14 protein-coding genes are annotated in these 15,207 nt (G+C 58.7%); 8 read left to right on the top strand and 6 right to left on the bottom strand.

Annotated features, from left to right (window positions below; all coding sequences use genetic code 11):
- Positions 1–16 precede the first annotated feature (16 nt).
- Both EPD60_RS06230 and EPD60_RS06225 read left to right on the top strand, forming a co-directional pair.
- Positions 17–1,675 (top strand): sodium:solute symporter family protein, encoded by a 1,659-nt coding sequence (locus EPD60_RS06230; protein WP_131447935.1) that lies wholly within the window; start codon positions 17–19, stop codon positions 1,673–1,675.
- Between the two features lie 3 nt (positions 1,676–1,678).
- Entirely contained in the window at positions 1,679–1,879 is a 201-nt protein-coding gene (locus EPD60_RS06225) for a hypothetical protein (RefSeq protein WP_131447933.1), read from the top strand.
- A 68-nt stretch (positions 1,880–1,947) separates the two neighbouring features.
- Here the strand turns inward: EPD60_RS06225 and EPD60_RS06220 are convergent, their stop codons facing one another.
- On the bottom strand, positions 1,948–2,979 hold the full coding sequence (locus EPD60_RS06220; protein ID WP_131447931.1) for a branched-chain amino acid aminotransferase: 1,032 nt from the start codon (positions 2,977–2,979) through the stop codon (positions 1,948–1,950).
- Positions 2,980–3,272: 293 nt separating this feature from the next.
- Here EPD60_RS06220 and EPD60_RS06215 point away from each other — a divergent pair, with 293 nt between their 5' ends.
- From EPD60_RS06215 to EPD60_RS16870, 4 genes are all read left to right on the top strand, one after another.
- On the top strand, positions 3,273–4,712 hold the full coding sequence (locus EPD60_RS06215) for an aminotransferase-like domain-containing protein (RefSeq protein ID WP_131447929.1): 1,440 nt from the start codon (positions 3,273–3,275) through the stop codon (positions 4,710–4,712).
- Positions 4,713–4,773: 61 nt separating this feature from the next.
- A complete protein-coding gene (locus EPD60_RS06210) occupies positions 4,774–5,628 on the top strand; it encodes an FRG domain-containing protein (protein ID WP_131447927.1) in 855 nt (284 codons plus the stop codon).
- Positions 5,629–5,727: 99 nt separating this feature from the next.
- Positions 5,728–5,910 carry a hypothetical protein gene (locus EPD60_RS06205; RefSeq protein WP_131447925.1) on the top strand — a complete coding sequence of 61 codons (183 nt, stop codon included), beginning with the start codon at positions 5,728–5,730 and terminating at the stop codon, positions 5,908–5,910.
- Between the two features lie 65 nt (positions 5,911–5,975).
- Positions 5,976–6,137 carry a DUF6728 family protein gene (locus EPD60_RS16870; RefSeq protein ID WP_165871431.1) on the top strand — a complete coding sequence of 54 codons (162 nt, stop codon included), beginning with the start codon at positions 5,976–5,978 and terminating at the stop codon, positions 6,135–6,137.
- A 149-nt stretch (positions 6,138–6,286) separates the two neighbouring features.
- Here EPD60_RS16870 and lpxB read toward each other — a convergent pair whose 3' ends face one another.
- The 3 genes from lpxB to surE form a co-directional block, all read right to left on the bottom strand.
- A complete protein-coding gene (gene lpxB, locus EPD60_RS06200) occupies positions 6,287–7,405 on the bottom strand; it encodes a lipid-A-disaccharide synthase (RefSeq protein WP_131447923.1) in 1,119 nt (372 codons plus the stop codon).
- Between the two features lie 173 nt (positions 7,406–7,578).
- Positions 7,579–7,899, bottom strand: coding sequence for a hypothetical protein (locus EPD60_RS06195; RefSeq protein WP_131447921.1), 321 nt, complete (start codon positions 7,897–7,899; stop codon positions 7,579–7,581).
- On the bottom strand, positions 7,871–8,656 hold the full coding sequence (surE, locus tag EPD60_RS06190) for a 5'/3'-nucleotidase SurE (RefSeq protein WP_131447919.1): 786 nt from the start codon (positions 8,654–8,656) through the stop codon (positions 7,871–7,873). Before surE ends, EPD60_RS06195 begins: the two co-directional genes overlap by 29 nt.
- A gap of 106 nt (positions 8,657–8,762) precedes the next feature.
- Between surE and EPD60_RS06185 the strand changes: the two genes are divergently transcribed.
- A complete protein-coding gene (locus EPD60_RS06185) occupies positions 8,763–9,512 on the top strand; it encodes an XRE family transcriptional regulator (RefSeq protein ID WP_131447917.1) in 750 nt (249 codons plus the stop codon).
- Between the two features lie 368 nt (positions 9,513–9,880).
- Positions 9,881–12,382 carry a DUF5916 domain-containing protein gene (locus tag EPD60_RS06180; protein WP_131447915.1) on the top strand — a complete coding sequence of 834 codons (2,502 nt, stop codon included), beginning with the start codon at positions 9,881–9,883 and terminating at the stop codon, positions 12,380–12,382.
- Here the strand turns inward: EPD60_RS06180 and EPD60_RS06175 are convergent.
- Positions 12,379–13,764, bottom strand: a complete 1,386-nt coding sequence (locus tag EPD60_RS06175; protein WP_131447913.1) for an N-acetylmuramoyl-L-alanine amidase — start codon at positions 13,762–13,764, stop codon at positions 12,379–12,381. The two genes, EPD60_RS06180 and EPD60_RS06175, sit on opposite strands and share 4 nt — an antisense overlap.
- Entirely contained in the window at positions 13,761–15,173 is a 1,413-nt protein-coding gene (locus EPD60_RS06170; RefSeq protein WP_131447911.1) for a hypothetical protein, read from the bottom strand. The genes EPD60_RS06175 and EPD60_RS06170 overlap by 4 nt, the downstream gene beginning before the upstream one ends.
- Between the last annotated feature and the right edge of the window lie 34 nt (positions 15,174–15,207).

The raw sequence follows: 15,207 nt of genomic DNA, 5'->3' as shown, positions 1-15,207 counted from the left end.
AACCGAAAACCTGTATATGAATCTTCAGCTTCGTCCGATCGACTACGCCATTATCGCATTGTATTTCCTGTTTGTAATCGGCATCGGCTTCCTGCTCAAAAAGCGGGTGAAGACCGGTAACGATTTTCTCATGTCGAACCGCTCCATCCCGCTCTGGATCACTTCGCTGGCATTTATCTCGGCCAACCTCGGCGCCCAGGAAGTGCTGGGCATGGCGGCCAACGGCGCCAAGTATGGTCTGTACACAACGCACTTTTACTGGCTGGGTGCCGCCTTCGCGATGGTATTCCTCGGTATTTACATGATGCCCTTCTATTACGGAAGCCGCGCCCGTTCCGTTCCGGAATACCTCAAGCTGCGCTTCGATGAAAAGACGCGCACCTTCAATGCCGTCACCTTCGCGGTGATGACGGTGTTCTCTTCGGGTGTTTCCCTGTATGCGCTGGCCATCCTGATGCAGACCATCCTCGGGTGGGATTTCAACTTCTCCATCTGGATCGCGGCGGGCATTGTACTGGCCTACACCTATCTCGGCGGCCTTACGAGTGCCGTGTATAACGAGGTGCTCCAGTTTTTCCTGATCGTGCTGGGCATTGCGCCGCTGGTGTATATCGGCATGCAGCAGGCAGGGGGCTGGGAAGGCATCGTGCGTCATGTAGACGATGCCAAGCTGCACCTCTGGAAGGGGATGGGCTCTGCGTCCACCAACCCGATGGGCGTGGATGCCTTCTCGATGGTGTTCGGCCTCGGCTTCGTGCTTGCCTTCGGCTACTGGTGTACCGACTTCCTGGTGGTGCAGCGCGCCATGATCTCGCGCAACCTCAACGAAGCGCGCCGCACGCCCATCATCGCGGCCGTGCCCAAGATCATGATGCCCGCCGTAGTGATCCTGCCCGGTATCATCCTGCTCGCCCTGCAGAAGACCGGCGTCGGCTTCGACCTGCCAAAGAATGCTTCGGGTGATACCGACTACAATATGACGCTACCGTTACTGCTTTCAAAACTGTATCCCAGCGGCATCCTCGGCGTAGGCATCACCGCGCTTATCGCATCGTTTATGAGCGGCATGGCCGGGAACGTTACGGCATTCAATACCGTCTGGACTTTTGATATCTACCAGTCGCATATCCGGAAGAACGCTTCCGAGCAGCATTACCTCATGGTGGGCAAGGCCACGACGGTGGTGGGCATCCTGCTGTCCGTGATGACAGCCTACGTGGCAAAAGGTTTCAACTCGATCATGGACCTGCTGCAGCTGGTGTTTTCTTTTGTGAACGCGCCGCTTTTTGCAACCTTCTTCCTGGGTATGTTCTGGAGGCGCACCACGGGCAACGGCGCCTTCTGGGGCCTTCTGGCCGGCACCGGCGCAGCGGCCCTGACCCACGGGCTGACCGTCGCCGAAGGAAAGGGTGGCTGGATCGGCAATATGCACACCTTCTATTCGGGTACCTCGCAGGCGTTCAACATCGCCTGGATCGCCTTCGTGGTGTGCCTGCTGGTAACGGCACTGGTAAGTCTTGCCGGCCGCGCCCGTCCCGACGAAGAGCTCCGCGGGCTCGTTTACAGCCTTACCCCGAAGCAAACCGATGTGGCCAAGCGCTGGTACAAGAACCCGCTGTGGCTGGGCATCGCCGTGCTCATCGTAACCCTGATTCTCAACGTAATCTTCTTTTAAGCCATGAATAACTTATTTGATCTCCGCTTCGTCATCGGCGCTTTTTTCACCATCACCGGGCTGATGCTTTTTGTATATAGTTTCGTCGATCGCCAGGCAATCAACCACTGGTGTGGCCTGCTGTTCTTTGTTTTCGGCGTGGTCATGATCCTGCTCTCACGCTTCAAGCCGGTGCGCGATCCCAACGTGCCGGACGAGTTGTAATCCATGAATAAAACAAAAGCCCCGACGCTACCGTCGGGGCTTTTTTATGCCGGAGCAAACGATACCCGTTATCCTTGGATAATCGTATTCCATCCGTACAGGTCCTCCGCGAGGCCCCTGCGGATGTCGGAGAGGTATTGCTTTGCGCGCCGGCAGAACGCGGCATCGGTAAGTTCCGGAAGCGTGATCTCCTTTCCGCCCACAGCGATCTGCCCGATCGGTGCTACAACGGCCGCGGTGCCGAAGCCGAATGCCTCGGTGAGTGTACCGCGTCCGGAGGCTTCCACCAGTTCCCAGGCACTGATCTTTCTTTCTTCCACCGGCATGCCCCAGGCCCGGGCAATGGTGAGGAAGGAGTCGCGCGTGACGCCGTCGAGGATGGTGTCGGAAAGTGCCGGCGTGACCAGCGTATCGCCGATGACAAAGGCAACATTCATGGTGCCGGATTCTTCGATGTTGAGTTCGTCGCTACCGTCGGTCCACAGCACCTGGTCGAAGCCCGCCTCTTTCGCCAGTTGTGTGGGATACAGCGCGCCGCCGTAATTGCCGGCGCATTTGGCGGCACCCACACCGCCGGGAGCCGCGCGGATATAGCGGTCTTCTACTTTCACACGGAGTCCTTTTGCATAAAGCCGCTGCACCGGGCCGGTGAAGGTGTTGAACAGGTATTCTTCAGATATGGCTACGCCAAAGCGCGCCTCGGTGGCAAAAAGAAACGGGCGGATATACAGCGAAGCCTCGGGCGCTTCGGGTACCCAGGCGCTGTCGCGCCCTACCAGTGCCTTGAGGCCTTCCGTGAACAACTGTTCCGGGATAACGGGCATGCACATGCGCTGCGCCGAGCGGCCAAAACGCTGCCAGTGACGATCGATACGGAAAATGGAAACGGAGCCGTCCACCATGCGGAAGGCTTTCATTCCTTCAAAGATGCTTTGCCCGTAGTGCAGGCCAAGCGCCGTAGGCGACAGGCTGATGGGCTCGAAAGGCCCGATCGAATAATCGCTCCAGCTGCCGCGGTTGCAGACAGCGGTGAGCATGTGATCGGAAACGGTGCCGCCAAAGGCCGCCTGCGGCGCGGGCGCGGTGTGTGAGGGTGTCATATGCTGCTTTTTACCACGGCCCCACCGGGACCGCTTATCAAAATTGACAAAAGGATGGCGGTCGGTACAGATACAAAAAAGGTATTTTTGACCGGAACAGTTGGTGAGAGAAGGAACGCTGATCCCGCAAGCGGGATACGCGGATTGGTCATGATTTTTTATGATTGCTCACGCACGCATGGTTCGGCAAGTTCACCATGACCTTGTCAGCCTGAGCGTAGTCGAAGGCTGCGCTGATCATGACAATCATAAAAGATCTGCGGCCTTTCTCTCGCCCGCATCAATCAACGCGTATGCCCCTAGTCAAAGCCTCCCGCCCCGAACACATCTATTTGCAGCTGGCCCGCAGCATCGAGGAGCAGATCCACAACGGCGTGCTCAAGGTAGGCGACCGCCTGCCCTCGGTACGTACGCTCTGCCGCGAGCAGGGTATTAGTATGAGTACGGTGCTGCAGGCTTACCTGGAGCTGGAAAAGAAAGCGCTGATCGAATCACGGCCGCAGTCGGGCTACTACGTCAGCTACTGGCATCGCCGCATGGCGCCCGTGCCGCCCGTGACGCAGCCGGCGGCCTGGACGGAAGCCAACGAGCCCGACGAGATCATCCGCAAGGTGTACAACTATATGAGCTCGAAGAACGGCACGATGCTGTCGCTCGGTGTTCCGGCCAACGACCTGCTGCCGATCCCGCGGCTCAACAAAGCGCTGGTCCAGGCGATGCGCGAGCTGCCGGGCAGCGGCACCGGCTATGATGATGTGCAGGGCAACCGCAAGCTGCGGCGGCAGGTGGCCCGCTGGGCCATTACCTGGCAGGGGCGGCTTAGCGAGGATGATATCGTGACGACGGCTGGCTGTATGAATGCGCTCTCCTTTTCGCTGATGGCGGTGGCAAGCGCCGGCGACACCATCGCGGTGGAAAGCCCTGTGTATTTCGGCATCCTGCAGCTGGCGCGCTCGCTGGGTCTCAAGGTGATCGAGCTGCCCACACACCCGCAAACGGGTATCGACATCGAAGCGCTCACGAAGCTGGTGAAGGCGGGCAAGGTGCAGGTGTGCCTGCTCGTATCCAACTTCAACAACCCGCTCGGCTCCTGTATGCCGGATGCGCACAAAAGAGAAGTGGTGCGTCTGCTTGATCATTATGGCGTGCCGCTGATCGAGGACGACCTTTACGGCGATGTGTATTTCGGTCCTTCGCGGCCGAAGAGCTGCAAGACCTTCGACGAGAGCGGCAACGTGCTCTGGTGCGGGTCGGTGTCCAAGACGCTGGCGCCCGGTTACCGCGTGGGCTGGGTGGCGCCGGGGCGCTTTCGCGAAAAGATCATCAAGCTCAAGATGTGGCACTCCATTTCCTCCACCACCATCACCCAGGAGGTGATCGCCAATTTCCTCGAGAACGGCCGTTATGAAACACACCTGCGCCGCCTGCGGCAAACCCTGCAGGCCAACTCGTTCCAGTTCATCCGCGCCATCAGCGAATACTTTCCCGAAGGCACCCATGTGAGCCGCCCGCAGGGAGGCTTTGTGCTGTGGATCGAGCTCGACAAGCGGATCCACGTGTCGTCGCTTTACGAGTCGGCGCTGAAGCAGAAGATCTCGATCGCGCCGGGAAGGATGTTCACCCTGCAGGATCAGTACCACAACTGCATGCGCCTCAGTTACGGGCATACCTGGAACGACAAGATGGAAGCGACACTGCGCACGCTGGGCCGGCTGGCAGGGCAGGAGTTGTAGTGCGGTGCAGCCGTGGGCACCGTCCAGGTAACGGTGGCGTAAGATTTTTAGAAAGGTGGTTATGGAATCGTTGTTTACCACTGTGCGGCTCGACGACTGGACTGACTTCCGCGCCTTCATGGACGAGCTCTCGGAGAGCTGGGTTTTCCGGGGGCAGGCTTTTGCCGGGTGGGCGCTGCAAAATGCCATTGAGCGCACCGATTTCATCGGGCTCCATAGTCATGTGGAAGCCGACTTCCTGGCCGAGTTCCAGCGCGGCGCCCGCAACTACCTCTCCCGCGACCAGATCCCCGAGCACCTCATCGAGTGGCTGGCGCTGATGCAGCACCACGGTGCCCCCACGCGGCTGCTCGACTTTACCAAGTCGCCCTTCATCGCGGCTTATTTCGCCTATGAGATCTGCGACCCGCTGGCAGGCGGTGCCATTTCTGTCTGGGCCATCAACATCAACTACCTGAAGGCGCGGGCCACTGAAGAGCTGAGCCGTTTGTACCCCGATGAGCTCGGCGACGGGCAGAAGTTCATCCACGAGCGGCTATTCGAAAAGATCTTTTATGACAACAAGCACGCGCTGGTATTCCCGGTAGAGCCTTTCCGGATGAACCGCCGCTATTCGCTCCAGCAGTCGACCTTTGTGAGCACCGGCAGGTCGGACCTGCCTTTTATGGAGCAGCTGCAATTCCTGGGTGCGGAGATGCCGCGGGCGGTGCTCAAGATCGAATCGCCGGCGGCCCTGCAGAAGGAAGTTTTGCGCGAGCTGCAGCGAATGAACCTGCACCGGGCCTCGCTTTTTCCCGACCTGGACGGCTATGCCGCTTCGCTCCGGATCCGCTACAATGCCCTGCGCTCGCCCGAAGAGCTGCTGTCGGAGCAGCTTCGCAGGCTCGGGGATACGGGTTATCCCTACCTTCCCTGAAATGGAGGGGCGAACCGGCTATTTTTTATTTTTTTTATCAGTGCACCCGTTTAACTTGCTGTTCCACCATCTATCTAAAAGGCAATTAAACGGCCACCTATGAAGCGATTTTTTACCCAATGGCAGTTACCGTTCTTTGGTGCCCGGCACCCCGCGGGCGAACCCAAGAAGAAAACGAAGATTAAGCGCAAGCCGGTACCGAAGTACCCGCCTTCGCCCTCGCCGGAAAGCAATAACCTGCGCGGCCGCGGCGACGAATCTCGGATCACGCCGGCCCCCTGATTTTTGGCAATAGAGTTGCGGCTTTTAAATCAGACATCCGACATCAAACATCACACATCGTCTCTATGGGCGTTCTTCGTCAACTGGCAGAATATCTTTACCTGCGTAAGCCGGATCCGGACCGGCCCGACTCGAAATGGGTGCGCTATATGCACGGTATCAACCGGATCTCGATCATTGTTTTCCTGATCTGCCTGGTGATACTGGCGTTTAAGCTGCTGCGGTAAGCGAACGAACGCAGATGTTTATGATCCTTATGATTAACGCAGCCTTCGACTACGCTCAGGCTGACGATGTCATGGTGAGCTTGCCGAACCATGCCGGCGCCAGTCAATCATAAAAAATCATGACCAATTCGTGTATCCCGCTTGCGGGATCAGCGTTCTTTCCCTTTCGCCACTTCAAGCACCGCCTCCGCCGCCTTGGCCGAGGCATTCCCGCCCTGCTGCAGCAGTTGCTTCAGTTCGTAATAGTCATCTTTTATCTGCGCGAGCCGCGCCGGATCGTTGAGGATGGCACCCAGCTCCCGTTTTACGTTTGCGGGATTGCATTCGCCCTGGATGAGCTCAGTCACCACAGGTTTATCCATGATGAGGTTCACCAGCGAAATGTATTTGATCCTGACCAGGCGCTTTGCGATCTGGTAGGAGATATTCGATCCTTTATAACAGACCACCTGCGGTACGCCGAAAAGTGCAGTCTCCAGCGTGGCTGTACCCGAGGTTACCAGCGCCGCTGTTGCCTGCGCCAGCAGGGCGTAGGTCTCGTTGTGCACGGAAAGCACGCCGGGATAAGCTTTCAGCAGGTCCTGGTAAAAAGCTTCGTCGAGCGAGGCCGCCTTCGCCACCACGAACTGGTAGTCCGGGAAAGCCTTCGCCGCTTCCAGCATTACCGGCAGCTTAACGGCTACTTCCTGCTTCCGGCTTCCGGGCAGGAGCGCTATGACCGGCTTGAGGTATTCTACTTCCGGCCTGAATCCTTCCAGGAACTCGTTGACAACCTGCGTCAGCGGGTGGCCCACAAACTCCACGTTGAATTGCCAGCGGTCGCGGTACCATCCTTTTTCGAAGGGGAGGATCACCAGCATCTTGTCTACCACCTGGCGGATCTTCTTCACGCGGCTTTCCTTCCAGGCCCATACCTGCGGCGAGATATAGTAAACCACGCGGATACCCTGCTGCTTCGCCCATTCAGCCACGCGTAGGTTGAAGCCGGGGTAATCGATGAGTACAAGCACATCGGGTGCAAAGGCGGTGATATCCTGCTTGCAGAAATCGAGGTTGCGCAGGATGGTGCGCAGGTTCATCAGTACTTCTACAAAGCCCATGAAGGCGAGGTCGCGGTAGTGCTTCACCAGCGTGGCGCCGGCGCCTTCCATCAGGTCGCCGCCCCAGCAGCGGATATCGGCCTCCGCATCGCGGCGGCGCAACTCCTTTACCAGGTTGCTGCCTTGGAGGTCGCCCGAGGCTTCGCCGGCGATGAGGTAGTACTTCATAGAACGAAGATAGTGTGCTGGTGGGGTAGTCTGCTCCTGCGCTGGTTTGCTGGCTGGTTTGTTTGCTGGTGGCTGATGCCGTTTGGGTGATCATGGTAAAGCCGCCCGGAGGGAGCGGCTCTACTATATGTCCTTTGCTCGTTCTTGCAGACCAGCACTAGCACATTAGCACACTACAAGACCGCTTTCGCGAGCAGCACCCCGATACCATAAACCAGCGATACGATAAAAATGCCGCGGGCGGTGCGGTCGCGGTCGGTGTTAACGTAGAGGGTGAAGAGCGCGATATTGCCCACCAGGCACCAGGCACCGAAAAAGGTAAGGAGCCGCTTCTGGGCGGCGAACAGGGAGAAAAACTCTCCGAGGGTCGGGTAGCTTTCGCGGAACCGCACGAGGTAGATGGCGAGGAAGATGAGGAGGGGCACCAGCATGCCGAGGAGGAGACCCAGCTTCAGGTCGTCGCGCTTAAGAAAAAATGTTCCAGCTGCTTTCAAGTTGTTGCTTTTGTTTGTAGTGGGTTAGGTCGAACTGAACGGGCACCACGCTCACATAATTGTTGGCCAGCGCCCACACGTCGGTGTCGGTGCCTTCATCGAAGTTAATAAACTCACCGGTAAGCCAGTAGTATTTACGGCCGTGGGGGTCGGTACGCTCCAGGAAGTCCTCCTCGTATTTGGCATAGGCCTGCCGGCAAAGCTTGATCCCCCGGATCTCTTCGGGTGTTGCGATGGGAAAGTTGACGTTGAGCACGGTGTGCTTGTCAGGCGGCGCCTGGAGCATCTGCTCCACGATCTGGCGTACGTAGCGCCGCGCGGCGGTAAAGTCGGCCTCCAGGCTGTAGTCGAGCAGCGAGAAGCCAACGGCGGGGATGCTTTCGATGGCTGCTTCCACGGCGGCCGACATCGTGCCGGAATAAATAACGTTGATGCTGTGGTTGGCGCCGTGGTTGATACCCGAGATGCAGATGTCGGGCTTGTGGTGCAGCACCTTGTCTACCGCCAGTTTCACGCAATCCACCGGCGTGCCGGTGCACTGGTAGGCTTCGATATCGCCGAAATAATGCACACGGTGCAGGCGCAGCGGAACCCCGATGGTAATGGCATGGCCCATGCCGCTCTGCGGCTTGTCGGGCGCCACCACCACTACTTTCCCCAGGTCCCGGATGGCTTCCACCAGGTTTTGGATCCCCGGCGCAGTGACACCGTCGTCGTTCGTTACCAGGATCACCGGCTCCTTCTTCTCGTCAGTCATTCGTAATGCTTTTCGTGTGCCAAAACTCCTGCATTTTTCATGCCTTGCAAAGAAGAGTTTGCGGTTCTAAATAAATTAGTATTTTGCGGCTAAATAAGTTAGTGCCATGGGCCTCTCCAGCAAAAACATCAAGTACCTCCGCAAGCTGCGGGGATGGACGCAGGAAGAATTCGCCAATAAGCTCCGGATCAAGCGCTCCCTGTTGGGCGCATACGAAGAAGAGCGCGCCGACCCGCGTATCGACGTGCTCGAGATCGTGGCCGATATTTTCAAGCTATCCCTCGACGACCTGCTGCGCAAGGACCTGAGCGAATCCAAGGGCAACTATATCGCGCGCCGCCGTGCCCAGAAGCTGGCCGCGGGCCGCAGCGACATCCCCTTCGTGCCGGTGAAGGCCGCGGCGGGCTACCTCGCCGGCTACTCCGATCCCGAGTTCATCGACGAACTCAACACCTTCACCCTCCCGATGCTTGCCGGCGGCGACTACCGCGCCTTCGAGATCGTGGGCGACTCCATGATGCCCACCACCAGCGGCTCGGTGATCGTTGGCGAGAAGGTGGAAAGCCTCGAGGATATCAAGACCAACCAGACCTATATCGTGGTTTCGAAGAGCGAAGGCATCGTATACAAGCGCATGGCCAAGAACAACCGCTCCAAGAACAAGTATACCATGATCTCCGATAACCCTGCCTACCAGCCCTATACGCTTTCGGCGGAAGATATCGTGGAAGTATGGCAGGCCCAGATGATTATCGCGCGTGCCAACCAGCAGCAGCGCTGGGACGTCAACCAGATCGCGTCGCTGGTGACCAACCTGCAGCAGCAGGTGAGTGTGCTGAAGAAGAAGATGAATTAGACCCCACCCCCGGCCACTCTCCGGGAGGGGGAGGGGTGACTCCCGGATAGTTTACTATTGTTTCAACAAGTTTTCTGTTCGGTGCTACTAATACAAAGAGCGGATGCCATAGGCATCCGCTCTTTGCTTTGAAGTGCAATCAGCGTAAGGATCGAATCAATAAAGAATGTTCAAAAGAGGCACCCCGCTCCTCCCGGAGAGTGGCCGGGGGGTGAGGTCTGGGAGGAGCCGGGGACGGGTTCGTAAAAACACGGTTCTTTTCGCGTAATTTCCACAAAAGGTACGGCTGCGCCGGCCGATTCGTGCCGCTACGGCCGAGTTGGGTGCACCGCATTACTTATATTTACGGTTTAACTGCTGCTAAAGGCATGTGGAGGCGCCTCTTACTTTTCCTGAACCTGTTGCTGTTTTCGATCGTCTTGAATGCGCAGCAAAAAACGCTGACAGCGCTGCGCGTCACCGTTGCGCCCCGCATTGACGGCAATCTCGATGAGGCCGCCTGGCAGGATGCCGCCGCCGCCACCGGCTTTGTGCAGAATTACCCCGCCGCCGGCAAGCCCTCCGTTCATCCCGCCAAAGTATATGTGCTTTACGATGATGCCGCACTCTATATCGGTGCTTACCTGTACGACGACCCGGCGCTCATCCGCCGCCAGCTGACGCAGCGCGACGGCGAGTCGCGGCAGGATGTCGACTTCTTCTCGATCTTTCTCGATACCTACAACGACAAGCAAAACGGCTTCCAGTTCGGGGTGACCTCGGCCAATGTGCAGACGGATGCCCGTCTCGGCGGCGCCTCTTCTTCCTTCGACTACGGCGATAAAACCTGGGACGCGGTGTGGCAAAGCGCCACCTCCATCAAGACGGACGGCTGGGTGGCCGAGCTCCGCATTCCCTATATCTCCCTCCGCTTTACCCCGCGCGAGGTGCAGACCTGGGGCCTCCAGTTGCTCCGCTCCACGCGTCGCGATAATGAAAACGCATTCTGGAATCCCGTCGACCCGGCCGTCAACGGTTTTGTGAACCAGTTTGGATTACTGGAGGGGCTCGCCGGCATCCGCGCGCCGCTGCGTCTTAGCTTTTCGCCTTACCTCTCCGGCGGTGTCCGTTTCAACCCGGAAGGCAGCCGCCAACGTACGGAACTCCTGCGCAGCGGCGGCATGGATGTCAAGTGGGGTATCAACCGCAGCTTCACCCTCGATGCAACGCTGATCCCCGACTTCGGCCAGGTGGTGTCCGATAACCTGGTGAACAACCTGACGCCTTACGAGATCCGCTTCCAGGAGAACCGGCCTTTCTTTACCGAAGGCACCGAGCTCTTTAATAAGGCGGGGATATTTTATTCGCGGCGGGTGGGCGCGCGGCCTTCCTATTACGATAGTGTGGAAACGCTTGGGGAAAGGGGGCAATATGCCGTGGAGAAAAACCCGAGCCTGACGCGCTTGTACAATGCGATCAAGCTTTCGGGCCGAACCGACAAGAAGCTGGGCATCGGTGTGTTCAACGCCGTTACCGCACCCATGGAAGCACGGCTCCGCAACCTGCAAAGCGGCAAGGATTCGGCGGTGGAAACCGAACCCATGGCCAACTACAACCTCTTTGTGCTCGACCAGGCTTTCAACGGACGTTCTTTCATAACGCTCACCAACGCCAGTGTGATCCGCAACGGGTCGGCGCGCGACGCCAACACCACGGCCTTCGACTGGGGCCTCTACGACAAAAGCAACAAGTATGCGCTCAGCGGAACCCTTCGCGGCAGCAATGTTTTCGGCTACACACCATACTCGTCCCTGTATTTCTACAATACCGATACCGTAACGCGCGACGGGCGTCGCTTCCTGCGGCCCTACAGCGGCTATGCGGCCCGCCTCCGGCTTGCCAAGGTAAGCGGACAGGTGCGTTACTCCGGGCAGGTCAATATCGAATCCGATAAATACGATCCCAACGACCTCGGCTACCTGCAGGCGCCCAACGAGATCACGTACACGGCGGGTATTTCTTACAATCAATACCAGGCAACGCGCACGTTCATCAATTACAGCTACGGCCTTACACTCTACCACACGAGCCTTTACAAGCCGCACCGGTTTTCGTCCTTTGAAGCAGTGGCAAGCGGCTACGTCATCTTCAAGAATTTCTGGGATATCTCGCTCACCCTCGGTGCGGTGCCGCAGGTGCAGTACGATTTCTTCGAGCTGCGCAAATGGGGATCGCAGCTGCAGCGCCCGGCCTTTTATTACGGCAATGTTTCCGGCAGCAGCGACAGCCGTAAAAAGCTTTATGTCAGCTTCGGCTTCGGCTATGAGCACAGCACACTGGCTGCTAGCCCGTATTACAGTACCAACCTGGGGGCACGCTACCGCTTCAGCAACCGTTTCATGCTCAGCCTCGACCTGGCCCGCCAGCACGACGAGCTGCAGATCGGCTATGCCGGCAGCAGCAACGGTCGTTCCTATATCGGCTACCGCGACTTCAAGGACCTCGCCAGCGTGCTTTCGGGGATCTATAATTTCACCCCGCGGATGAACCTTACCCTGCGGGCCCGTCATTACTGGAGCCGCGTTGAATATGAAGAATTCTTCCAGATCGATGAAAAGGGCGGGCACGAGCCGATGGCCTTTATCCCGGGGCGTGACTACAACTACAACGTATTCAATCTCGATGCTTTTTATACCTGGGACTTCCGTCCCGGCAGCCGCATCATTCTTGGATGGAAAAATGCGATCCACGGCACCACCGCGATCGACGCGATCATGAATCAGTCCTACGGCCGCAACCTGGTACGCACCTTCGACCTCGCGCACGCCAACGAGCTTTCGCTGCGCATCATTTATTTCCTCGATTATAACCAGCTCCGCCGGCGCCGTTAGCCGGTCTGTGTAAAATAAGTCACCCCGTTCTGGTATTTGTGCACGCGGTCCTGCAGGCCGTTGTAGCCACCGTTGATACGCCGCGTGATCAGCTTGAATTGCCGCATATTGGTATCCTCGTCGATGGGTTTGCGGATGTCGATGCCATCGGCGAGGGTGTTGAGCGAGCGCGAATTCCAGAACCAGCCCGCGCTGAGCGCGGCATAGCGCAGTTGTTCCTCGGTGCAGAGCCCCGAGTTTTTGCCGCCCAGTTTTTCGGGGTTCGTAATAAGGTCTACCCCGAATGCCTTGCCCAGCGCGCCGTAGTTGGTGCGGCCGGTGATCTGGATCAGGCCGCGGCCCTTGTAGCGCGGGCCGTCGCCGGGCTCGGTGTTACCGAGGTCTTTCCGGCCATCGTAGGCTTTCCCGGTTGCGAGTTCTTCCGTATAGAAAAGCCCGCCGCTCTCGTGGCCTACCTGTGCCAGGAAGCAAAGCTGGCGCGCGGGTGTGTCGATGTTGTATTTGCGGCAGGTCTCCTGGATAAAGGGCAGGAACTTCGCTGCCACCGTCGCTTTTGCCCCCGTGGTGTTGCGTACCTGCTCGAGGGTGGGCGCCGTGGCATCACTGACGGTTTTTTCAAAGGCCGGCGCGTCGGGTTGTATATCTACGGCCCCGGCCCAGAACCATCCTTCCTGGCTGTGGTACCATTTGCTGCTGTTCCGGACGGCTTCGCCTTCGATGGTGTAGCCATCAAAAGCCAGCTGCACGTTCTCATCGATGGTGCGGACGATCGTTGCCTTGGTGCTGGGTTGCGGGCGCAGGTTGAGCCGGGTGCGGGTGAGGGCGCGGCCGCTGGCTTCCACCTTCTGCGGGTTGGCCGCGGGTGGCGGTGCGGGCACCGCGGGGCGTCCGCCGGCAAGCGCCACCAGCTTGTTGAGGTCCACCTTGAGGCCCGGGCAGGAGTTCTGCGCGAAGATCTCGTTATGACCAATCACGTGCTGCCGGTCGATAGGGATATTCCAGCGGGTGCAGATGTCTTTGATGAGCGCGGCGCTCGCGGCATGCATCTCCTCACTCCACTCGCTGTCTACCTGCCCTTCGTGATCGATGGCGATGGTGTAGAAATTCGGGTTGATGTAAAGCCCCGGGCCGGCGGCCTTGATCAGTGCCCAGGATGGGTCCTTTACCCGGCCGGCATGCCAGGCCACGTCCATCTCCGATACGTACTGATGCACGGCGCCGTCGGCGCCCACACCGTAGTGTGCCGACTTGCCCGTGGCCGGATTGCGGTAGGCTGCATCGGCGTCTGCCAGCGCACCCTGGTGGATGTGGATGACGATGGCTTCGGGGCGGTATTGCTTGCGGCCCGCGGTGAAATTGGGGCTGGGAAACTGCTGGATCATCCTTGCGCGATTTTTTGGTTAAAGGCTTCATCGGTAACGAACTCGGGTTGCTGTGCGCCAACGGCGGTGGCGGCGGCAGGTACGGGCCCGGTACTTACAGTGGTGACGTTGACGGCCGTCGGTGTGGCCGCAGGCGCGTTGTCATCGTCGTCTTTTGCGGCGGGCTTTGGTTTGGCCCCGGCCGAGCGGATGCTGATCAGCTTATTGAGCAGGTCAAACCAGAAGGGCGCGCCCAGCGTCAGGGCGAGGCCGGTGATGATCCACCCAAGCAAAGAAGTACTCCAGTCGAATTTATCGTGCACTTTGGGTTCCAGTTGTGTGATCGCTGATTGCAGCACGGCAACCCGCGCGGTTAGGGCCGCCTCATCGGGCTGTTTTTTCAACGATGCTTTCGTGGCGGCAAGCGAGTCGCGCAGGGCGGCATATTGCTTCCACTCCCTGCTGTCGTGCCAGCCCATGCCCAGCACGTTGCCGGCGGCGGCTGCGTCGTCCTGCAGCATCGTATAGGTCTGGCGCAACATGGAGTCCGCCGCGAGGTCCGCCGGCGTTGACCCGGCATTGGTGGCGATGCGGCCCGAGTCTTTCAGGTGCTGCACAGCAGGAGCCAGCGCCGGCTGCGCCTGGATGGCCATCTGCACCATCTGTTCGCGCGCTGTTTTGTCTTTCGACAGTACGCGGAAGATCTTGATCGTATCCACGTTGCCGATGATCGCGATGGTAAAGCCCACCACGAACAGGATGTTGCGCGTGTGCCGCTTGTACCAGCCGTTGGCGCGGGCCATCGTTTCGTCGAACCACTGCTCGAGCAGGGCCCTGAAGCGGTCAACGTCACCGGCCGCGTCGATATACAGCTGGCGCAGTTGGTCGAGTGTATCGGTCTGGATGGTAGCGGTGAGCGTGTCGTGCACGCCTACCTGCACCGTGGCGGTTGCCGACCGGCCTGTTGGGCCTGTATCAAGCGGGTAGAGGGTACGGTGAATGGCCTGCATCGGGGAGAGCGTGCCATCGAAGTCGCGGCCGCGCAGAATACGCACCAGCGTGGTGGCGAAGTTCTGCGGCTCGATATACGAAGGCTTCGAGCGCGCCACCGACGATGACAGGTATTTCACACTGGGATGCTTGTAAAAGGCTTTGGCCAGCGTGTCTTGCGGCAGGATGCAGGCGATATGCAGGTAGATCTCGCGGAGCCGTGCCCCGGAGCGCTCGACGAGGCGGCCGATGACGGTGCGGCTTTTGAGGCTGGCGGGACTGCGGTCTTCGAGCATCACCCGGATCGCCTTGACCAGCAAGGCGCCGCGCAGGTTGAAAAACGAGGCAATGACTTCCATCAGGATGGTAGCCAGCAGGCTGTACAGCAGGAACACGAAGGCAAGGCCGATAAAGACGTCTAAGGCAATATTATTAAGCATGGCGGGATGGTTTAGTGGTGTTTTCCCGCTTGTG

This window comes from Flaviaestuariibacter flavus (assembly GCF_004337505.1).
GTDB lineage: Bacteria > Bacteroidota > Bacteroidia > Chitinophagales > Chitinophagaceae > Flavisolibacter > Flavisolibacter flavus.
Note: the sequence above shows the minus strand (reverse complement) of the source record. Positions and strands in the feature narration are given on the sequence as shown.